Source organism: Streptomyces sp. PH9007 (assembly GCF_059813725.1).
Genome location: NZ_CM187440.1, coordinates 821,299 through 842,148 on the forward strand (window position 1 = coordinate 821,299; position 20,850 = coordinate 842,148).

A 20,850-nucleotide genomic window follows, 5' to 3' on the forward strand; every position below is an offset into this window, starting at 1 on the left:
GAGGGCGTGAGCGGGGCGGGGCCGTACCATGGAGCGGCAGGACATACCAGCACATCTCACCGTACCGGAGGACGGCGGAGTGTATGCGAGACCCCGGATGCCCGATCCGGTGCGCAACGCGGCGGTGCGGGCGGTCATCATCATCGCACTGACGCTCAGTCAGGTCGTCGTGGTCTTGTTGTGCACGCTGGCCGGATCCTGGCTGGCGCTGCCGATGACGATCTCGTCGGTGGCCTCCACGGTCGTGGCGACCTGGGCGGTGCTGGACATCTGGATCACCCGGCAGGCCTGGCGGCAGCGGAACGGCGTGACGTCCGTACCGAGCAGCGTGGCCCGCCGGCGCACCTCCCTGTGGCACTACGATCAGTGAGCCGGCGCCTGCGGGCTGTCGGCGGGCTTGCGGTAGACCCGGGTGGCGGTGATCTCCCCGTGGATGGCCTCTGATTCACCGCCGCGCTGCTGCGGCAGCCCGGGCCGCAGATGCTCCTCGACGCTGATGTACTTGAGCCCGGCCCGCAGGTCCGCGTCGTTGCGCAGCCGGATGACCAGCGGGAACTCGGCGAGCGCGGTCGTGTCGAACAGCCCCGTGGTGTACAGGAGCTGGACGCCCAGCGCGTCGGCGACCGCCCGCTGGAGCTCCAGCAGATAGGTGGCGTTGGCGCGGCCGATGGGGTTGTCGAGGAAGAGGGTGCCGGCGTGCCGGTGCTTGTCGCGGCCCCGGTCGTTGCTGCGCAGCGCGGCCATGGTGCAGTACAGGGCGATGGCGGCGGTCAGCAGCTGGCCGCCGGAGAACACGTCGCCCATCTGACCGACCGGCACCCGCTCGGCGCGCAGCACGGCGTCCGGTTTGAGGATCTCCACGGACACGCCGCCCGGGCGCAGGGCGGCGTGGGTGCCGCGCAGCAGCAGGGACATGCCGTCCCGGCGCAGGTCGGAGTTCTTCTTGACGGCGGCGCGGGTGGTCTCGTCGATGACCTCGCCGAGCCGTTCGCTCAGGGTGGCCTGGTCGGGGTCCTCGAACCGGATGCGCAGGAACTCCTGCCCCGACCACTCGCCGAGCCCCTCGGGCAGCCGGGACAGCCGCTGGGCGGAGCGCAGGGTGGCCAGCGATGACTCCACCAGGCCGCGCAGCCGGTCCACGATGGAGTCGCGGTTGCGTTCGAGCTGGGCGAGTTCGTCGGTGAGGACGCGCAGCCGGGGGGCGAACGCCTCGGCCCAGGCGGTGGCGTGCTCGGGCAGCGCGGCGGCGGGCAGCTCGCGGATCTGCTGCCGGGCGGGGGTGCGTACCTGTTCGTAGCGGGCGGCGTTGGCGTGCCGTACGAGGAGGTCGCCCGCCTCGCGGACGGCGCTGTCGGCGGCGGAGAGCGCGGTGGCGCAGGCGCGCAGGGCGCGGCGGGCGTCGGTGGCGGACTGCCGGGCCTCGGCGAGGGTGCCGGGGTAGGGCGTGTCGTCGGGCTCGGTGCCCTCGGCGGCCGGCTGCCCGGGCTGCGGGTCGCGCAGCAGATCGCGGAGCAGGGCGGCGGTCTCCTCGAAGCCGCCGGCGCCGTCGCGGGCGGTGTGGTGCTCGCGCAGCAGCTCCTCGTGGGTGGCCCGGGCGGCGTGCAGCGTGTCCTCGCGGGCGGCGAGTTCGGCGGTGGCGGTGCGCAGCAGATCGCGGGCGTGCTCGGCGTCGGCCGGGGCGCGGTCCTCCGGGAGGTCGGTGTGGGCCTCGCCCTGCTCGGGGGCGAGCCGTTCGGCCTCGCCGCGCAGCCGGCCGAGTTGCTCGCTGGCGGTGGAGGAGCGGGACTCCAGCAGTTGGACGTGGGATTCGGCGCGGGCGGCGGCGGCCTGCCGGGAGGGGCCGTCTGCGCCGTCGAGTTCGGCGAGGAGCTTGGCGGCGCGGGTACGGACCTTGTTGGTCAGCCGCTCCAGGGCGGCGCTGGCGGCGCTCTCGTCGCCCTCGGCGCGGGCCTGTTCGGCCCGCAGATCGGCGCCGACGCCGACCTTCTCGTACAGCTGGGAGGCGGTGCGGTACGCCTCGCGCAGGTCGGGCAGCGCGGCGGCCGGTACCCCGGCGGGCAGTTCGTCGGGGGCGCCGGTGACCTGGGCGCGTTCGGCGCGCAGCGCGCGGGCGGTGCGGCGGGTGTCGTCGGCGGTGCGCTGGGCGGCGCGGCGGTCCTCGTCGGCGGCCCGGGCCCGCTCCAGGCACTCGGTGGCGGCGGCCTCCGACTCGGCTGCCTCGACGGCGAGTTCACGGACTCTGAGCTGCCAGTTGACGCGTTCGCGCAGCCGGAACGCCAGCCCGGCGAGGGCGTCGGCGGAACGGCGGGCGCGCTGCACGCGTTCCTGGGCCTCGTCGCGGACGCGGGTGGCCTCGCCGGCGATCTCCTCGGCCTCGGCGCGGGCGGTGGCCGCGTGGGCGAGCCGCTGCGAGGCGGTGGCGGCGCTCTCCTTCGCCTCCCGTGCGGCGGCGGCCAGTTCGGCCAGCCGTCCGGCGGGGCAGCCGGCCCGCCAGGAGGAGAGCCGGGCGGCGAGCGTACGGTCGCCGGCGAGGCGGGCGGCCAGCGTACGGATCTCCGTGTCGCGCTCGGTGGCGCGCCGGCGCAGTGCCTGCCGCTCGTCGTCGGCGGCACGTTCGTCGTGCATGGCCGGGTTGGGCGGGACGAGGAAGACGCCGCTGTCCGGTCCGCCGGACGGCGGGGTGGGCGCGAGCAGGGCGGCGGCGGTGCCGACCGCGACGGTGGAGCGGGGCAGCAGGGCCGCGCCCGCCAGGGCCTCGCGGGCCCGGGCGTGGCTGCCGGGGTCGGTGATGATCACGCCGTCGACCAGCTCGGGCCGGGCGGCGAGCACGGCGGCGTGGTCGGCGGGGTCCACGGCCTGGGCGAGATAGCGCCAGCCGGGCAGCGCGGGGATGCCGTGCTCGCCGAGGAACTCGACGGTGGCCAGCACGTCGGGGCCCGGCGGCAGCAGCCCGCCGTCCCCGAGCGCGCCGAGGATCCGGGAGTCGTCGGCGGCGGCGGTGCGCAGCTCGAACAGCAGCCGCTCGGCCCCGCCGACCCGCTCCTCCAGCAGGGCGGTCAGCGCCTCGGCGTTGCGGTCCAGTTCCTCGGCGGTGAGCGACCCGTCGTCCTCGGCGCGCGCCGCCTCCTCGGGGCGGCCGGTGGCGGGCTCGGGCGCGGTGGCGTCCCGCGAGGTGTCGCCGCTGTCCCCGGCCGGGCGGCGGGTGGGGGCCAGGCTGAGCAGTTCGGCCAGCCGTGGTTCGCGGGCCAGCGCGGTGGCGGTGGCGTGCTCGGATTCCCAGGCGGCCTGTGCCGCTTGCGCCGCGTCCATCGAGCGGGCGGCCAGGAGATCGGCGCCGGTGTGCGCCGCGGTGGCGTCGCGCAGCGCTTCCGTGGCGCGGATCGCTGCCTCGCGGGCCGATTCCCAGGCGGCCGTCGCCGACTTCTCCGCGTCGGAGGCGGACAGGGCGGCACGGGCCGGATCCTCGCCCTCCAGCCAGCCGTTGCGGACGGCTTCCGCCGTCTCCGCCTCGACCTCGGCCAGCCGCTGGCGCAGATGCTCGGACTCGCTGCGGGCCCGCTGGGCGGCGGTGGCCGCCGCCGTGGCGTCACGGTGCGCCGACTCGGACGCACGCTGCAGCCCGGCGGAGCGCTCCTCCTGTTCGCCGGCCGCCCGTTCGCTGTCCTCGGCCGCCGCGTGCAGCGCCCGTACCAGCTCGCCGGCCGCCTTGCTACGGGCCGCCAGCGCGGGGGCGGCGTCCCGTTCCGCCTCCTGGATGGCCGCCGCCACCCGGGCCGAGCGGTCGGCGGCGGCCCGGTGGGCCAGTACGGTCTCGGCCGCCTGCCACGCGGCCTGCAGCGTCCTGGCGTCGGTCAGCTCCCGGCGCTGCGCCGCCGCCGCCTTCTCGGCCGCCGCCAGCGCCAGCGAGGCGTGGCGGTAGGCCAGTTCGGCCGCGATCAGGGAGGCGTCGGCCCGCTCGTGCTCGGCGTCGGCGACCGCCGCCTGCGCCGACTCGACCCCGGCGGCCAGCTCCGCCGCCCGGTCGCGCTCCGTCCTGCCACGGGAGGCCAGCCGGGCGGCCAGGGCGCGTACCCGCCGCTCGGCGGTGCCGTGCACCGTACGGGCCTGCTCGCGCTCGGCGGCGGACTCGGAGATGCGGCCCAGCAGGTCCAGGGACCCGGCGGTGAAGTCGCGTTCGGCGGTCAGTTCGGCGCGGCGGCCCAGTTTGTGGGCGAAGCCGTGCACCAGGTCGGCGAGCCCGTCCGTGTCCCGGGTGTCGGTGACCGCGCGCAGCAGCAGATCGGTGAAGTCGGAGTCGTTCTTGACCGCGAAGAGCCCGGCCGCCTCACCCTCGTCGGCGTTCATCTCCCGCTGGTAGCGGAAGAGTTCCGGGTCCAGGCCGAGCCGCTGCAACTGCTCGATCCACCGTTCGTGGATCTCCTCCCACACCACGTCCAGGTTCGGGTAGGCCTTGCCGGTCTCGGTGAGGACGTCCCGGAACCCCTTCATGGTGCGGCGCCGTCCGCGCGCGCCGGAGGCGCCCTCGCCCCGGTCCTCGCGGGGTCGCAGCGCGGTGGACTCGGCCACCGGCAGCGAGTCCAGGTTCATCCCCGGGCCGGGCCGGAAGGAGTACCAGGCCTCGGCGAACTTCCGCGGGTCGCCGGACACCTGGCGCCCGCGCCACTCGCTGACCTTGCCGACCACCACGCTCTCGCCGGTGAGCGTGTGCTGCCACTCCAGGGCCACGTGCCCGCAGTCGTCCGCGAGCAGGAACTTGCGCAGCACACCGGAGCTGGCCCCGCCCAGGGTGTTGCGGTGGCCGGGCAGCATCACCGAGAAGATCAGCTTCAGCAGGACGGACTTGCCGCCGCCGTTCTCCAGGAAGAGCACCCCGGCGGGCGCGGGGCGGCGCGGCGGCCCGGTGGGCTCCTCCTCGAAGAAGTCCGCCTGGGCGGGCGCGGGGGTGGGCACCACATCGCCGACTCCGCGCAGATCGAGGACGGTGTCGGCGTAGCGCGCGCCGGCCGGTCCGATCGAGTAGAGGCGGACCCGGGACAACTCGTACATGTGGCTGGGCTCTCGTAGGTCGTGGTGGCGTCGTGGTGGTGTCGGGGTGGCCTGGCCGGGAGGGAGCGGCCGAGGGGGCCGGCGGTGGAACGGTCAGCTGTGGAACGGCAGACCCGCGCCGTCCGCCAGGTCGAGGTCGTCGGTGGTGTCGGGCGGCAGCAGCGAGGCGGTGCCGTCGCTCACCGGCACGATGCCCAGCTCCAGCAGTTCGCCCATCGCGGCACCGGCCGCCATGTCGCGGACCTGGAGCTGGTAGCGGGCGGTGGTGCGGTACGCGCCGCCCGCGTCGTCCCCGGTGCGCTGCAGGAAGCCGGAGTCGGTGAGGAAGGCGACCGCCTTGCCGACGATGCCGGTGGTGGAACCGGCCAGCCGCCGCGCGTCCTTGGTCGCCCCGGTGGCGCTGCGCCGCGCGTACACCCGCCAGGCGGCCTCCAGTCCGGGCGCGCCGGAGGCCGGGTCGGTGTTCTCGCCTTCCTCGGCGGCGCGCTGCTCCAGGCGCCGGCATGCCTGCCGTACGAAGGCGTCCACCCCGTTGATGGTGATGCGGCCGATGTAACCGTCGTCGGCGAGGTCCTGGGGGCGCGGGAAGGCCAGGGCGGCGACGGCGAGATGGGCGAGCCCGTGCAGGAAGCGGTCGGTGGAGTCGGCGGTGGTGCGGCGGGCGTACTCGCTCATGCGGACCGCGAACACCGAGTCCTCGGCGGCGGTCATGGCCATCCCGGCGCGGGTGGAGACCTCCAGGACGATCAGCCCGAGCCCGGTGGCGACGGCGTCGGCGAGCCGGGCGAACGCGGGCTCCTCCTGGTAGCGGCGCAGCAGTCCCGCGTATTCGGCGTCGCGGGCGGGCAGCAGCTTGGGCTGGAGTCCGAAGGAGACCAGCCGGGCGGCGTCGGCGGCGTCGGCCGGGGTGACGGGGGCGGGTGCCGACGGCGGTGGCGCGGTGCCCTCGTCGTCGCCTTCCGTTCCCAGGACGTCGGCTGCGGTGGTCATGACGTGCTCTCCGAGCGATCGGCGGCCATCGAGGCCGCGTCCAGCAGTGCGGTGCCGACGATCAGGTCGGCGCCGCCGAACTCCGGATCCCGCAGCACCGTGCCGTCGTCGACGGCGAACAGCAGCCGGCGTTCGCCCTGCCGGTAGGCGGTGCCCACCGGGGGGCTGGCGGCGTGCACGGCCAGCAGGGTCAGCAGGTAGGGCAGTTCGGGGTCCCCGGGGGCCTTGCGGCGGGCCTGCTCCAGCAGTCCGGACAGCCGGCGCGGGGCGTCGGGCGCAAGGTCCAGTATCTCCAGGGCGGCGGCCAGTTGTTCCTCGCTGAAGCGGGAGTCGTCGGGGGTGGCGACGAGGTCGGGCTCCGGCAGTTCCGCGCCGAGGTGTTCGCGGGGCGCGGGCGGGGTCAGCAGCAGTTCGGTCAGGTCGGCCAGGCGCACCGCGCCGGGGGTGCGCGGCCCTGTGCCCTTGGCGAACCAGGCGTCGGTGACCCGGGCGGCCCGCTCCAGCGGCTCGGGCAGCAGCGGGGCCAGCAGTTGGCCGTAGAGGTCGATGCCGGCCCGGGCGGCCCGCGGGGCGAACGCCTGCCGGTCCTGCTCGGCGCGGAACAGCGGCCCGGCCTCCAGCAGCCGGGACTGGAGCTGGGTGTGGCGGCGGATGCAGTCCTTGACGATGTCGACCAGTTCGGCGGCGCGCAGCTTGTTCTCGGGCTCTATGGCCTCGTCCCTGGCGCGCCGGATGTTGGTGAGGATGGCGTTCTCGTGCCGGTAGCGGTCGGCGATGTGCTCCAGCGCCTCGCCGATGAGGTCGGGCACGGTGCGCAGCCAGTCGACGGCGCGGACGTTGCGCCGGGTGGCCTCCAGGGCGCGGCGCAGCGTCTCGGCGTACTGCACGGTGCGGTAGCGGGCGGCCTCGGCGGCGAGTTGGGCGTCGGCGAGCCGGCCGCGGCTGATCAGCACCTCCAGCTTGACCTCGGCGGCGATCTGGGCGCTGGTGACGTCGGTGTCCAGCGCGCCGACCAGGACGTTGACGGCCTCGTCGGTGGTGCGCAGATACACCCCGCCGCCGGGCCCCGGCACTTCCTCGATCAGCTTGAAGTCGTAGTCGCGGCGCACATAGGCGCCGTCGGGCCCGAAGGTGCCGTAGACGGCGCGGAAACCGCGGTCCACGCTGCCGACGTTGATGAGGTTGTCGAGCACCCAGCGGGCCACCCGCTCGTGTTCGGCGGCGGCCCGCTCCGGTGCCTGGGCCGCGACGCGCGGCAGCAGCCGCAGGATGACCTGCTCGTGGTCGGCCCCGGTGTCGAAGTCCATGCTGAGGGTGACCAGATCGATGGCGGCGAGCGCCACCTCGGCCATGGCGTAGGTGCCGTACTCGCCGGCGAGGTTGGCCTTGCGGGTGTCCAGGTCGTGCAGGGGCGCGGTGCAGGCCAGCGCGCGCAGCCGCCGGGCGAGCCCTTCGTCGGCGGCGGGACCCAGGGCCGGGGTCGCGTGGGTCGTTCCTGCTGGTGCGGTCACGGATCCCACACTAAGCGGTGGCACGGACATTGATCGATTCGGCACGGATGGTTCGGATGACCCAGATCGTTCGGATGGTGTGGATGGTTCGTTTGGTACGGATACGGACAGGACGGCTCAGGCGCCGACTTCGGCCTCGTCGTCGGCCGCCATCGCGGTCGCAGTGGAACGGCGGCCGGTCACGCGGACCGCTCCTCGCTGTCGACCCCACCCCGGTGCACCCGCGCCACCAGCAGCGCGACATCGTCCTGCGGAGCGGTGTCGCGCCCCCGGGTGCCCAGCACAGTGTCGCAGGTTTCCTCCAGTGATCCTGGCGGCCCCTCCAGCAGCCGCAGCACCGCCCGCAGCCCCTCGTCGATCGAGTGCCCGCGCTCCTCCACCAGGCCGTCCGTGAACAGCGCCAGCGTTGCCCCCGGGGCCAGCCGCACCCGGGCGCTCAGGAACGGCACACCGCCCACCCCCAGCGGCACCGCCGGGGGCAGGTGCAGCAACTCGCCCCGTCCGTCCGGCTGCACCAGCACCGGGGGCAGATGCCCGGCGCTCGCCAGCTCGCACCATCCCGCGCGGGGGTCGCACTCCGCGTACAGGCAGGTGGCGATCGAGTCGCCGAGGAACTCCGCGATGCCGTCCAGATGCCCCAGCAGTTCCGCCGGGGGCACCCCCATGCGGGCCAGCGCCCGGATGGTGGAGCGCAGTTGCCCCATGATGGCCGCGGCCCGTACCCCCTTGCCCATCACATCGCCCACCACCAGGCCGAACCGCCCCCCGGACAGCCGCAGCACATCGATCCAGTCCCCGCCCACCTCGGAGACGGCGGGCCGGTAGCGGTAGGCGATGTCGATGTCCGAACGGTCCTGGGGCAGTTGCGGCAGCAGGCTGCGCTGGAGGGTGAGCGCGGTGTTCCGCTCCCTGGTGTACAGCCGGGCGTTGTCGACACTGATCGCGGCGCGCGCCGCCAGCTCCCCGGCCAGCTCCCGGTCGTCCTCGTCGAACGCCCGGCTGCCTGCGGTCCGCAGGAGGGTGAGGGTGCCCAGCACCTCGCCGCGCGCGATGAGCGGGGTGACCAGGACGGAGTGCACCCCGGCGGACTCCAGCAGCCGCGCCTCCCGCTCGTCGCTGGTCAGCCGCCGCAGCCCCTGCGGGGTGGCCCGCGCCAGCAGGATCGCGCGGGAGTGCCGCACCGCCTGGGTGTTGATCCTGGCCGGGCCGAAGGTCACCGGGCCGCCGATGTCCTGCACCTCCGGCTCCAGCGCGGTGCCCTCGGCGCCGGCGAACGCCAGCAGCCGGAAGACCGCCGAGCCGTCGCGCTGGACGGGCGGGGCCGCGCCGCCGCCGAGCACCGCGTCGAGGATGTCGACGCCCGCCAGGTCGGCGTAGCGCGGTACGGCGGCCCGCACCAGTTCGTGCGCGGTCTGCCGCAGATCGAGGGTGGTGCCGACCTTGGTGCCCGCCTCGGCGATCAGCGCGAGCCGTACCCGGGCCCTGGCCACCTCGGTGTTGGCGCGCACCCGTTCGCTGACGTCGATGGCGGACATCGCCACGCCCAGCGGGCGCCCGTCCGGCTCGTCGAGACGGTAGAAGGAGGCGGACCACACGTGGTCGCGGTCGGGGTCGGCGGGGGTACGTCCGGTGGTGCGGTGGTCGATGACGGGCCGGCCGGTCTCCAGGACCCGGCGCAACACCTCGACGACGCCGCTCACGTCGGTCTCGGTCAGTGTCGCGCCGAACGAGCGGCCGATCAGCTCGGATGCCGGGACCCCGTGCAGCCGGGCGAGCGCGGGGTTGACCCGCCGCCAGTTCAGGTCGGCGTCGAACAGGCCCAGGGCGACCGGGGACTGGTTGATGAGCCCGGTGGACAGGGCGAGGTCGGAGGCGAGTTCGCGCAGGGTGCCGGCGTCGGCGGCCTGGCTGATGACGCGGACGGCGCCGCCGGGCGCGGGGGCGGGGCGGCTGCGGACCTCGACCAGCCGGGTGTGCCCGTCGGCGTGCCGGGCCGGCAGCATGCCGGCCCACTCGCGCCCGGTCCGGGCCTTGCGCTGCCACTCCCGCGCCAGCCCGGCGGGGCCGTCGGGGAGCAGCAGGTCGGCGGCCTGCTGCCCCAGCGCCTGCTCGGGCGGGTAGCCGAACAGCAGTTGGGCCTCCGGGCCCCACAGGATGATGGCGCCGCTCTCGTCCTGTACGAAGACGGCCTGCCGCATCAGGTCGGTGAGGGCGCCGCTGGACCGGTCCGGCATGGCGCCGCCGGCCATGGCGCCGGCCCTCTGCTCCGGTCCGCGGTTCACCATCGCCTACCCCGGTTCCGTGTCCAGGAGCTGTTCAGTCCAGATGGTCTTGCCCCGGGAGGTGTAGCGGCTGCCCCAGCGGTGGGCGAGCTGGGCGACCAGGAACAGTCCCCGGCCGCCCTCGTCGGTGGGCCTGGCGCGGCGCAGGTGCGGCTGGGTCTCGCTGGGGTCCGAGACCTCGCAGATGAGCGTCTCGTCCCGGATGAGCCGCAGTTCGACGGGGCCGCCCGCGTACCGGATGGCGTTGGTGACGAGTTCGCTGACGATCAGTTCGGTGGCGAAGACGTTGGCGTCCAGGCCCCACTCCGTCAGCCGGTCGAGGACGGCGTTGCGGGCGTCGCCCACCACGGCGGGGTCGGCGGCGAAGCTCCAGTGCGCCGTGGCGTCCTCGGGCAGGGTGCGGACGCGGGCGACCAGCAGCGCCACCTCGCTGTCGGGTGTGCGGCGCGGCAGCAGCACGTCCAGGACGGCGCGGCCCAGTTCGGCGGGGGTGCGGTCGCCGGCCGCCGAGAGTTCGGCGCGCAGCAGCTCCATCCGCTCCTCGGGGGTGTTCTCCGCCGGTTTCAGGATGTCGCCGTCGCCCGCCCTGGCCGCGACCAGTTCGTCGCTGAACAGCAGCAGCCAGCTGTCCGGTTCGAGCCGCACCCGGAAGGATTCGTAGGGGGTGCCGCCGACCCCCAGCGGCGGTCCCGCCGTCAGCGGCACGACCTCCGGCGGCCGTCCCGGCAGGGCCAGGACCGGGGGCACCCGTCCGGCGCCCGCCATCGTGCACTCGCCGCTGACCGGGTCGTACACGCAGTACAGGCAGGTGGCGCCGACCGCCCCGGTGCCGTCGCGCGGTTCGTGCTCGGCGTCGGCGAGCCGGATGGCCAGGTCATCGAGGCGGGTGAGCAACTCATCGGGGGCAAGGTCGAGGTCGGCGAGGGTCTGGACGGCGGTACGCAGCCGGCCCATGGTGGCGGTGGCGTTCAGGCCGTGCCCGGCGATGTCCCCGATGACGAACGCGACCCGCGCGGAGGAGAGCGGGATCACGTCATACCAGGTGCCGCCCGTACCGGCGGCGGTGCGGGCCGCGACGTAGCTGCCGGCGGTGCGGGCGGCGCTCAGCTCGACGACGGGCTGCGGCAGCAGGCTGCGCTGGAGCGATTCGACAGTGCGGTGCTCGCGGGTGTAGCGGCGCGCGTTGTCGAGGCTGAGGGCGGCCCGGGAGCCGATCTCCTCGCCGAGCCAGGCGTCCTGGAGGGTGAAGGTGAGCCGCCCCGGCGCGCGCCACAGGTGCAGGGCGCCCAGTACCTGGCCTCGGGCGGTGAGCGGCACGATCATCCGTGACCCCTCCCCCTGCGGCAGCTGGTACGCGGCCGGGCCCGGCTCGGCGCCCGGCGGGGTCAGCGGCGTGGTCCGCACCGCCTCGGGCAGCGGGTCGCGCAGCGCGCGGTCGGCGGTCAGCCGCTGGTCGGCGAACTCCTCGACGCGGAAGCGCGCTCCGGGCGGGTAGACCTCGGCGGGCCACTCGCCGCCGGCGATCTCGCCGCCGAGCCGGCGCAGTTGCGCGCCGGGCACGGTCCATTCGGGTTCGTCGCCGCCGAGCATCAGTCCGGAGATGTCGACGCCGGCGAGGTCGGCGAAGCCGGGCACCAGCACCTTGGCCAGTTCCTGGGCGTTGGTGGCGATGTCGAGGGTGGCGCCGATGCGTTCGGCGACCGCGTGCAGCAGGGCCATCCGGCGGCGCGAGATGTACTGCTCGGTGACGTCGGTGAAGATACTGACGGCGCCCTGGACCCGTCCGGCGCGGTCGCGCAGCTGGAACATCTGGATGCTGAGCACCCGTTCGCTGTCGGGCGCGTCCCGCAGCCGCGCCGTGTGCTCCCAGTCGATGACGGGCTCGCCGCTGTCCACGACCTGGCGCAGCCGGCCGGTGAGAGCGTCGGCGTCCTCGGGGACGAGCATGGCGCTGATCGGGGCGGGCAGCGGGGACGGCGACGACGGCCCGTCCCCGGTCTTCGTGGCGCTCAGCAGCACCTGCGGGGTGAGGTTGAGGCGGGTGATCAGCAGGTCGGTGCGGTGGATGGCGATGCCGACGCGGCGCTGCGAGAACAGCGCGCGGACCAGCGCCTGGTCCTCCTCGTGGCGGTGGGCGGCGTCCTCGGGGGTGAGGGTGACCAGGCGGCGCGCGGTGCCGCCGCCGGGAAGGTCGACGGTGGTCAGGCGCAGGCGCAGGGAGTCGGGGTGACCGGGGCGGGTGAGCGTGGCGGCGCAGTGGTCGACGCGGTCCAGCAGCCGGTCGAGGCTCTGCCCGGTGATGCGCTCGGCGGGCCGCCCCAGCAGTTCCGCGGCGTCCGGGGTACAGGTCAGTACCTCGTCGCGCGCGCCGAGCACCAGGACCACGGCGGCGTCCAGGGGCAGTGGATCGGGGCTGGCGGTCACATTCCTCCTCTGCCACGGGGGCGGGCCCTTTCCCTTCCCCACATTGAACGCCGCGGGCCGGGCGGGCGCGCGGCGGGAGCGGCGGCGGTGGGGCCCGGGGACGGCGGGGGCGGCGGCCGGGGATGCGGGATGCGCCCGAATGGGGTGCCATGGAGAGAACGGGAAGGCACGGGAGGAGGCGCGGCGATGACGGCTTCCACGCGCTTGCTGCGGGTGCTGCCGCCCACGCACCGGGAGCGGCTGATGGCACTGGCGCAGGAGGTGTCCTTCGACCAGGGCGAACGGATCTTCGAGGAGAAGGGGCGTGCGGACCGGTTCTGGGTGCTGCGCTCGGGCACCGTGACCCTGGACATGCGGCTGTCGGGCCCGCGCCCGACGCCGGTGACCTCGCTGGAGACCGGCGATCTGCTGGGCTGGTCGTGGCTGTTTCCGCCGTACGAGTGGGATTTCGGCGCGGAGGCGCTCAGCCCGGTGCGGGCGTACGAGTTCGACGGGGCCCAGGTGCAGGCGGTGTGCGACGACGATCCGGACTTCGGGTACGCGCTGCTGCGGGTGATCGCCGAGATCCTGGCCTTCCGGGTGCGGGCGGCCCGTACCCGGCTGCTGGACCTGTTCGCGCCGCATGCGGGACGGTACGGGCCGGGCGTGCCCTAAGCCCTCTCCTGCGGGTCTTCGCCGGACCGCGCCGGGCGGGGGCAGGGGGCGGGTGGCCCGTACCCCCCGCCGCCCGGCGTGTCGATGATCACCTCGTCCCCGGCCGCGACCCGCGCGGTGTCGGCACCGGCGAGCGGCTCCGTACGGCCGTCGGCACGCCGCACCGCGTTGCGGCCGAGCGCGCCGGGCGCGCCGCCCGCCATGCCGTACGGGGGCACCCGCCGGTGCCCGGACAGCACAGTGACCGTCATCGGCTCCAGGAACCGGATCCGCCGCCGCACCCCGTCCCCGCCGCGCCGGCGCCCGGGCCCGCCGCTGCCCTCGCGGATGCGGAACTCCTCCACCCGGACCGGGTAGCGCCACTCCAGCACCTCGGGGTCGGTGATCCGGGAGTTGGTCATGTGGGTCTGGACGGCGTCGGCGCCGCGGAACCCGTCCCCGGCACCGGACCCGCTGGCGATCGTCTCGTAGTACTGGACGTGGTCATTGCCGAAGGTGAGGTTGTTCATGGTGCCCGAGCCCTCGGCCTGGACCCGGAGCGCGGCGTACAGCGCGCCGGTGACCGCCTGGGAGGTCTCGACATTGCCGGCCACGGTGGCGGCCGGATGGGCGGGCGCCAGCATCGAGCCGGGCGGAATCCGTACCTCCAGCGGCTTCAGGCACCCGCTGTTGAGCGGGATCTCGTCCGCGATGAGGGTGCGGAAGACGTACAGCACCGCCGCCATCACCACCGAGGAGGGCGCGTTGGTGTTGTCGGGCCGCTGCGCGGAGGTGCCGGTGAAGTCGAGCACGGCGGACCGGTTCGTACGGTCCACGGTGACCGCGATCCGGATGACGGCCCCGGCGTCGGTCTCGTAGCGGTACGAGCCGTCGTGCAGCGCCCCGATGACGCGGCGCACCGATTCCTCGGCGTTGTCCTGGACGTGCCCCATGTAGGCGTGCACCACGTCCAGGCCGAACTGCTCGATCAGGGCGCGCAGATCGGCGATGCCCTTCTCGTTCGCGGCGATCTGGGCGCGCAGGTCGGCGAGATTGGCGTCCGGGTTCCGGGAGGGGTGGCGGGCCCCGGTGAGCAGCGCCCGGGTCTCGGCCTCGCGCAGGACGCCGTCGCGCACCAGCAGCCAGTTGTCGAAGAGGACGCCCTCCTCGTCGATGGTGCGGCTGAAGGCGGGCATGGAGCCGGGCGTGATGCCGCCGATCTCGGCGTGGTGCCCGCGGGAGGCGACGAGGAAGAGCAGGCGCCGCCCGCCCGTCCCGGCCCCGCCGCCCCCGCCACCCTCTTCATGCTCGCCGAACACCGGGGTGACGACCGTGACATCGGGCAGATGGGTCCCGCCGTGATACGGATCGTTGATCGCGTACACGTCGCCGGGTCGCATCGTGCCGGTGTTGCGCCGCAGTACCTCCTTGATGGACTCCCCCATCGAGCCCAGATGCACCGGGATGTGCGGCGCGTTGGCGATCAGGTTGCCCGAGGCGTCGAACAGGGCGCAGGAAAAGTCGAGCCGTTCCTTGATGTTGACGGAGTGGGCGGTGTTCTCCAGCCGCACGCCCATCTGTTCGGCGATCGCCATGAAGAGGTGGTTGAAGACCTCGAGCCGCACCGGGTCCACCGCGGTGCCGACGGCGGCGGTGCGCGGCCGGTCCCGCACCCGCCGCAGGATCAGATGGCCCCGCGCCCCGGCCTCGGCCCGCCACCCCGGGTCGACGACGGTCGTGGCGTCCGGCTCGGCGATGATCGCCGGCCCCTCCACGCTGTCCCCGGCCCGCAGGTCGGCCCGCCGGTGGAGTGCGGCCCGCGGGTACCAGCGCCCCGCCGCGTACATCCGTACCCGGTCGACGGGTTCCGGTGGCGCCTCGTCCGCGCCGCGCGCCGGGGTCGGCGTCTGTGGTGCGGCCGGCCCCGCCGACCCCACGGCTTCGGCGACCGCCAGCGCGACGACCAGGGGCTTGTCCATGGCGAACCCGTAGCGGGCCCGGTGGGCGGCGGTGAACTCCGCCGTCATGGCGTCGAGTTCGCCGAGTCCGACGGGCAGGTCGGCGTCGGTCCCGGCGTAGCGCAGATGGAGCCGGGAGACGGTGCGCACGGAGTCGGCCGGGATGCCGTCCGAGAGCAGTTCACCGCGCGCCCGCTCCGCCAGCTCCCGGCACATCTCCCGTACGCCGCCGAGGGCTTCGGGGGTCAGCTCCGTCTCGATGGAGTGCTCCCGCAGGGCGGTGGCGTCCGCCACCCCGATCCCGTACGCGGAGAGCACCCCGGCCAGCGGCGGGGCGATGACGGTGTCGATGCCCAGCGCGTCGGCGACCGCGCACGCGTGCTGCCCGCCCGCGCCGCCGAAACTCGCCAGCGCGTACCGGGTGACGTCACGACCGCGCTGCACGGAGATCTTCTTCACCGCGTTGGCCATGCCGAGCACCGCGATCTCCAGGAAGCCGGCCGCGACCCGCTCCGGGCTGCGGGTGTCCCCGGTCGCGCCGGAGATCTCCCGGGCGAGCCCCGCGAACTCCTCCCGCACCACGGCGGCGTCCAGCGGCTGGTCCCCGCCGGGACCGAACACGGCCGGGAAGTGGCCGGGCTGGATCCGCCCCAGCATCACATTGGCGTCAGTGACCGTCGGCGGCCCGCCGCGCCGGTAGCAGGCCGGACCGGGCACCGCCCCGGCCGACTCGGGGCCGACGCGGTAGCGCGTCCCGTCGAACCACAGGAGCGAGCCGCCACCGGCGGCCACGGTGTGGATGTCCATCATCGGCGCGCCCATCCGGACCCCGGCGACGGCGGTGCCGAAGACCCGCTCGAATTCCCCCGCGTAGTGGGAGACATCGGTGGAGGTGCCGCCCATGTCGAAGCCGATGACGCGGTCGTGGCCGGCCTCGGCACACCTGCGCGCCATCCCGACCACCCCACCGGCAGGCCCGGACAGGACGGCGTCCTTCCCACGGAAGTGGCCGGCCTCCCGCAGACCGCCGCTGGACTGCATGAACATCAGCCGTACGCCGCGCAGTTCACCCGCCACCCGGGCCACGTACCGGCGCAGCACGGGTGAGAGGTACGCGTCGACGACCGTGGTGTCCCCGCGCGTGACGAGCCGGATCAGCGGACTGACCTCGTGGGAGGCGGACACCTGGGTGAACCCCGCCTCCCGGGCGAGCCGGACGACGGCCCGCTCGTGCTCCGGGTACCGGTAGCCGTGCAGGAGGACGACGGCGGCGCTGCGGTACCCGGCGGCGTGGGCCCGGCGCAGCCGGGCGCGGAGGGCGGGCTCGTCGAGGGCGGCGACGATCTCCCCGTGGGCGCCGACCCGCTCCGGCACCTCGATGACCCGCTCGTACAGCGCCTGCGGCAGCACGATCCGCCGGTCGAAAAGCCGGGGCCGGTTCTGGTACGCGATGCGCAGGGCGTCCCGGAAGCCGGCGCTGATCAGCAGCACGGTGGGTTCGCCGCGCCGCTCCAGCAGCGCGTTGGTGGCCACGGTGGTGCCCATCTTCACGACGGAGATCCGCTCGGCGGGCACCTCCTCGCCGGGCGAGAGGCCCAGCATCCGCCGGATCCCGGCGACGGCGGCGTCGCGGTACCGCTCGGGATCGTGCGACAGCAGCTTGGCCGTCGCCAGCGAACCGTCGGGCCGCCGCCCCACGACATCGGTGAAGGTGCCGCCCCGGTCGACCCAGAACTCCCAGCGTCCGCTCACCCGCGCTCCTCGGTCGTCCGGAGACCCCTGCGTGACGTTGAGCATACGTACCGTCGCCGTGTGTGAGGGAAGGTCGGCGGGTGAGCGGTCACGGTGTCACCCGGCGATCGTGTCCCGGATCCACTCCCGCTCGGCGTGGCTGGAACCGTAGACGCCGTGCTGGTCGAGGCTGCCCCGGGAGACCACCCCGACGACGGTCCAGGTGCCGCGGGTCCGCGTCAGCAGGGGGCCGCCGGAGTCACCCGCCCGCGCGGTCTGCGGCCACTTGCTGCCCTCACCGGGCAGCGCCTCCACGCACAGCTCCCCGGGAAGGATGGGTTCGCCGCTCATGCCGGTGCAGCGTTCGGGGGCGATGAGGCGCGTGTCCAGCTGTCGCAGCATCACCGGATTCGGGCCCCACGGGTCGCCCGGGTTCTCCGGCAGCAGGTGGTCGCCCCAGCCCATGGTGCGTACGGCGTCCCCGGTGTCCGGGGCCCGGCGGGGCAGGGCGGCGGGTGTGGCCGCGACCGGGGCGTCCAGTGCGAGCAGTGCCATGTCCTGGCCCGCAGGGGCGGCGACGATCCGCTCGCCGCGCCGCACCTCGCCGCCCCGGGTGCGGTCGTCGCTGCCCACCCGGACCTGGATCGTGGCCGGATCCCGCAGGTCGCTCTCGAAGTCGCCCGGGTCGGCCAGCACGCAGTGCTCGGCGGTGAGGATCCACCGCGCCGCGATGAGCGTGCCGCCGCAGAAGTGGTCGCCGCTGCCGGCGTCCTGGAGGGAGGCCATGAAGGAGTAGGCGGCGGTGGCCTGTTCGCCGCCGGTGATGGCCTGTGCCGGCGTGGCGCCCGCCAGTGCCCCGGCCGCCGCCGCGCCGGCCGCGCACCACATCCGCAGCTTCCGGGGCGCCCGCCCCACCCGTCCGTCGTTCGCTGTGCTCGTCATGAACTCAGCTCACCACGGGGGCGATTGCAGCGCCGTAAGGCCGGCGCCCGCCCGCCCGCTCAGGACGGTGCCAGCCGGCCCCTGACCGCCGTCTGGACGCCCTCCTGCTCGGCCGGGTCCGCCGCCAGGGAACGCAGCCGGTCCAGGACGCGGGCGTCCGCCGTGGCGGCGTGGTGGGCGGCGACCTCCCTGGTCTCCTCCTCGCAGTCCCACAGGCACTCCACCGCGAACCCCGAAGCGAACGTCGGGTCGGTGACGGCCAGCGCGCGGGCGGTGTGGCCGCGCAGCTGGGAGGAGATGGTCTGCCGGTAGATGTGCCGCAGCACCGGCACCGCCGGCCCTATGGCCAGCCGGGCCGAGCCCTCCACCAGGGCCCGCAGTTCCTTGGCGTCGGTGCCCCTGGTGCGCACCACCCGGCGCAGCGCGGCCAGCACTCCCGGCGCGTCCGGTGCGGAGCCGCGGCGGGCGAGCATCACGGCGGCGGTGCGGCCGAGCTCGTCCGTGCGCTCCAGCCAGCCGCGCGCCTGGCGCAGCGCGCCGTCGTCGTTCATCCGGGCGTACGCGGTGACCGCCGCCTGGGCCAGCTCCTCGTCCGGCTCCTCCGCCGCCCGCTGGATCAGCTCGAAGACGGCCGGGTCGCCGCGTTCGGCGAGGTGGCGCAGGGCGGCGGCCCGCACCACCGGGCTGGGTCCTTCCACGGCCGCCCGGAGCAGCACCGCGCGGTCGCCGGGGCCCGCCACCGCGCCGAGGCAGCGGGCCGCGGCGGCCTCCCGCCACTGGCGCGGGGTCTGTTCATACCCTTCCCTGGCCCAGTCCAGGACGGCGCGCACGCTCCAGCCCGGCTGCGGGGTCGGCGGGCGCAGCTGGCGCTGCCAGCGGTCGAAATCGCCGATCTCCAGGGCCCTGGCCAGCCGTTCGCGCTGGCCGGAGCGGGCGGGGTCCTCGGCCCACAGATGCCAGGGGCGGGGCTCGAAGGAGTCCCGGACGGCTTCGATGAGGGCGCGTTCTCCGGCCTCGGTGACGGGGAAGCGGGCCAGGATCGCGGGGCCCAGTTCGCGCAGCCCGGCGTCGTCCTCGCGCACCGCCAGCTCGTCCAGGGCCCAGCGCCAGTTGGCGCCGGTCACCGCGTACCGGCGCAGCAGCGCCAGCGCGTCCTGCCGCCCCGCGGTCACCAGGTGGCCCAGGACGGACAGGGCGAGCCCGGTGCGCTGCTCGCACTCCTCCAGGGCGTCGACGGGGTCGAAGAGGTGCTCGCCGATGGCGTCGAGCGGGGCGTCCAGCTCGCGGTAGAGGCGCGCGTAGTAGAGCGACCGGTGTTCGAGTTGCCAGTCCGGGCGTGGGTCGCGGAGCACGCAGTGGTTCAGCGCGGCGACGGCGTCCGGCCGTGGCGCCGCGAGGGCGTGCAGCCATCCGTCGCCGCGCCCTCGCTGGAGAAGCCCGAGAAGGGTTCCGCTAGGCGCTATGTCTGTTTCGATGGGACTGGCGAACATATGAGTCAGCATCCGGTTGGGGAAGTCCGGTGGCAACGGGATTTCCGGATCGAGCAGTGGGACGCCGGTCATCCTTGCCGTTGGGAGCCTGTCTACACCTGCGGTCGGCCCGCTGTCGAAGTGTCCTCGGCCATGCCCGGCGGCAAGCGGCCGAATCTCTTACGGAGCGGCGCGCGGCATGGCACAGTCAGTAGTCAACCGCGCCCGGTTCCGACCGGCGTCGGTGTCCGGCACGAACCGCGCGCCGTACCAGGTATCAGGGATCAGACATGCTCTCCTCCCCCCATTCGGAATCCTCCGCGAACGATCTGCCAGCAGGGAGCGACACCTTCGACACCCTCGATCAGTTCGACACCCTGATGGCCAGGGCCCGCCGGCTGCGGGAGGACGCGCGGACGCTGCGGCACGCGGAACGCTCGCCGCTGCGCCGGGCGGCCTGGGACGCGGCGACGGAGCGGCTGGACGAGTTCGGCCGGCAGGTGGCGGAGCTGCGGCCGGTGCCGGCCGCCGGGCCGCCGCTGTCCGGAGCGGCGGCGCTTCCGGCGCGGGCGGCGGAGGAGGCCGGGACGGTACGGCTGGGGGCGCGGATCGGCAGTGCGGAGTGGAGCCTGCTGACGGACGGGGCGGTGTGGTCGGAGGAGCTGTTCGCGATCTTCGGGCGCTCGGAGCGGGACGGGCCGCTCACCCTGGACCAGCTGCCGTCCTGCCTGGTGGCCGCGGATCAGCCGGTGCTGTCGGCCGCGATGACCGGCTGTCTGGTGGACGGGCGGGCGATGGACTGCGAGTTCCGCGTCAACCGTCCCGACGGTTCGCAGCGCACGGTGCGGATGGCGGGCGAACCGGTGCTGGACGAGGCGGGTGGCACGGTCGCGATGTGGGCGGTGATCCGTGACATCAGCGGGCTCGACGAGGAGGACAGGGAGCGGGAGGACGAGGAGGGCCGGCCGGGGGAAGAGGCGCGGCAGCGGCGGCGGCTGGCGCTGGCCGGGCACCGGCTGACGGTGGAGCTCCAGGAACCGGCGGAGAGCGGCCCCGCGCCGTGGCTGGCCGGACCGGCGTCACGGACCGTGCCGGCGCAGCGCGCAGCGTCCGGTTCGCTGGAGCTGGCCGCCCGTTATCTGCCCGCGCTGGACGGCGGGGCACCGGGCGGGAAGTGGTACGACGCGCTGGACCTCGCCGACGGCGGCACCGTGCTGAGCCTGGGCGATCTGCCGGGCCGGGGGGCGGTCGCCACGGCGGGCACGGCGACGGCGCTGGGGGCGATCCGCGGGATCGCGCTGACGGGGGCCGGCCCCGGGGCGGTGCTGGGCCACCTCAACGAGCTGCTCGATCTCGGCAGTCATCCGCTGCTGGCCAGCGCGCTGTGCTGCCGCTACCAGCCGGGCGAGCGGCTGCTGACCTGGGCGCAGGCGGGCCATCCGGCGCCACTGCTGTGCCGGGCGGGCGCGGGGCGGGCGCTGGCGCGGCCGGTGGGCCCGCTGCTGGGCACGCTGTCGGGGGCGGGGTACGAGGAGCGGGTGGAACGGCTGGAGCCCGGGGATGTGCTGGTGCTGCACACCGACGGGCTATTTTCGGACAGCCGGGCCGCCGGGGCGCCACGGGACGATCACGACGGGAACGAGCGGCTGCTGGCGCTGGCCGGCCGGCTGGCGGCGGCGGGCAGCGCCGGGGAAGGTCTGCGGATCCTGGTGGCCGCGTCGCAGGAGGCCGGGGCGCCGCGCGAGGACGACGCGTGCGTGCTGGTGGTGCGGATCCGGCCGTGACGGACGGCGGGCCCGCCGGTGTCCGGTGACCCGCCCGGGATGACTGTCCCGCCGCGTCCGCTGTCCGTTCGGTGCCCGCT

At 75.0% G+C, this 20,850-nt stretch carries 11 protein-coding genes; 3 read left to right on the forward strand and 8 right to left on the reverse strand.

What is annotated here, in order from left to right:
* Nucleotides 1-28 precede the first annotated feature (28 nt).
* Nucleotides 29-370, forward strand: coding sequence for a hypothetical protein (locus ACTFAP_RS03540; RefSeq protein WP_390120293.1), 342 nt, complete (start codon nt 29-31; stop codon nt 368-370).
* On the opposite strand, the gene ACTFAP_RS03545 is transcribed toward ACTFAP_RS03540, so the two are convergent.
* The 5 genes from ACTFAP_RS03545 to ACTFAP_RS03565 form a co-directional block, all read right to left on the reverse strand.
* Nucleotides 364-5,046, reverse strand: a complete 4,683-nt coding sequence (locus ACTFAP_RS03545) for a coiled-coil domain-containing protein (RefSeq protein ID WP_500468217.1) — start codon at nt 5,044-5,046, stop codon at nt 364-366. The genes ACTFAP_RS03540 and ACTFAP_RS03545 overlap by 7 nt on opposite strands.
* A gap of 93 nt (nt 5,047-5,139) precedes the next feature.
* Nucleotides 5,140-6,036, reverse strand: coding sequence for a hypothetical protein (locus tag ACTFAP_RS03550; protein WP_500468218.1), 897 nt, complete (start codon nt 6,034-6,036; stop codon nt 5,140-5,142).
* Entirely contained in the window at nt 6,033-7,577 is a 1,545-nt protein-coding gene (locus ACTFAP_RS03555; protein ID WP_495683435.1) for a hypothetical protein, read from the reverse strand. Before ACTFAP_RS03555 ends, ACTFAP_RS03550 begins: the two co-directional genes overlap by 4 nt.
* 149 nt (nt 7,578-7,726) lie before the next feature.
* Nucleotides 7,727-9,832 (reverse strand): SpoIIE family protein phosphatase, encoded by a 2,106-nt coding sequence (locus ACTFAP_RS03560; RefSeq protein WP_500468219.1) that lies wholly within the window; start codon nt 9,830-9,832, stop codon nt 7,727-7,729.
* Nucleotides 9,833-9,835: 3 nt separating this feature from the next.
* Complete coding sequence (locus ACTFAP_RS03565) at nt 9,836-12,253, reverse strand: SpoIIE family protein phosphatase (RefSeq protein WP_500468220.1); 2,418 nt, start codon at nt 12,251-12,253, stop codon at nt 9,836-9,838.
* 186 nt (nt 12,254-12,439) lie between these two features.
* On the opposite strand from ACTFAP_RS03565, the gene ACTFAP_RS03570 reads away from it, so the two are divergent.
* Nucleotides 12,440-12,907 carry a Crp/Fnr family transcriptional regulator gene (locus ACTFAP_RS03570; RefSeq protein ID WP_200368150.1) on the forward strand — a complete coding sequence of 156 codons (468 nt, stop codon included), beginning with the start codon at nt 12,440-12,442 and terminating at the stop codon, nt 12,905-12,907.
* Here ACTFAP_RS03570 and ACTFAP_RS03575 read toward each other — a convergent pair.
* The 3 genes from ACTFAP_RS03575 to ACTFAP_RS03585 all read right to left on the reverse strand — a co-directional run bounded on the left by ACTFAP_RS03575 (nt 12,904) and on the right by ACTFAP_RS03585 (nt 19,007).
* Nucleotides 12,904-16,596 carry a hydantoinase B/oxoprolinase family protein gene (locus tag ACTFAP_RS03575; RefSeq protein ID WP_500468221.1) on the reverse strand — a complete coding sequence of 1,231 codons (3,693 nt, stop codon included), beginning with the start codon at nt 16,594-16,596 and terminating at the stop codon, nt 12,904-12,906. The two genes, ACTFAP_RS03570 and ACTFAP_RS03575, sit on opposite strands and share 4 nt — an antisense overlap.
* Before the next feature lie 96 nt (nt 16,597-16,692).
* Complete coding sequence (locus ACTFAP_RS03580; protein ID WP_500468222.1) at nt 16,693-17,517, reverse strand: S1 family peptidase; 825 nt, start codon at nt 17,515-17,517, stop codon at nt 16,693-16,695.
* A 59-nt stretch (nt 17,518-17,576) separates the two neighbouring features.
* Nucleotides 17,577-19,007, reverse strand: a complete 1,431-nt coding sequence (locus ACTFAP_RS03585) for a HEAT repeat domain-containing protein (RefSeq protein ID WP_495683440.1) — start codon at nt 19,005-19,007, stop codon at nt 17,577-17,579.
* A gap of 269 nt (nt 19,008-19,276) precedes the next feature.
* Between ACTFAP_RS03585 and ACTFAP_RS03590 the strand changes: the two genes are divergently transcribed.
* The gene (locus tag ACTFAP_RS03590; protein WP_500468223.1) at nt 19,277-20,770 is read left to right on the forward strand and encodes a PP2C family protein-serine/threonine phosphatase; all 1,494 of its coding nucleotides are present in this window, start codon (nt 19,277-19,279) and stop codon (nt 20,768-20,770) included.
* Nucleotides 20,771-20,850: the final 80 nt, after the last annotated feature.

What these genes read in the sequence shown, in the direction of transcription:
- ACTFAP_RS03540 (WP_390120293.1), top strand. Translation starts at nt 29, where the DNA reads ATGGAGCGGCAGGACATACCAGCACATCTCACCGTACCGGAGGACGGC.
- ACTFAP_RS03545 (WP_500468217.1), bottom strand. Translation starts at nt 5,046, where the DNA reads ATGTACGAGTTGTCCCGGGTCCGCCTCTACTCGATCGGACCGGCCGGC.
- ACTFAP_RS03550 (WP_500468218.1), bottom strand. Translation starts at nt 6,036, where the DNA reads ATGACCACCGCAGCCGACGTCCTGGGAACGGAAGGCGACGACGAGGGC.
- ACTFAP_RS03555 (WP_495683435.1), bottom strand. Translation starts at nt 7,577, where the DNA reads ATGTCCGTGCCACCGCTTAGTGTGGGATCCGTGACCGCACCAGCAGGA.
- ACTFAP_RS03560 (WP_500468219.1), bottom strand. Translation starts at nt 9,832, where the DNA reads ATGGTGAACCGCGGACCGGAGCAGAGGGCCGGCGCCATGGCCGGCGGC.
- ACTFAP_RS03570 (WP_200368150.1), top strand. Translation starts at nt 12,440, where the DNA reads ATGACGGCTTCCACGCGCTTGCTGCGGGTGCTGCCGCCCACGCACCGG.
- ACTFAP_RS03580 (WP_500468222.1), bottom strand. Translation starts at nt 17,517, where the DNA reads ATGACGAGCACAGCGAACGACGGACGGGTGGGGCGGGCGCCCCGGAAG.
- ACTFAP_RS03585 (WP_495683440.1), bottom strand. Translation starts at nt 19,007, where the DNA reads ATGTTCGCCAGTCCCATCGAAACAGACATAGCGCCTAGCGGAACCCTT.
- ACTFAP_RS03590 (WP_500468223.1), top strand. Translation starts at nt 19,277, where the DNA reads ATGCTCTCCTCCCCCCATTCGGAATCCTCCGCGAACGATCTGCCAGCA.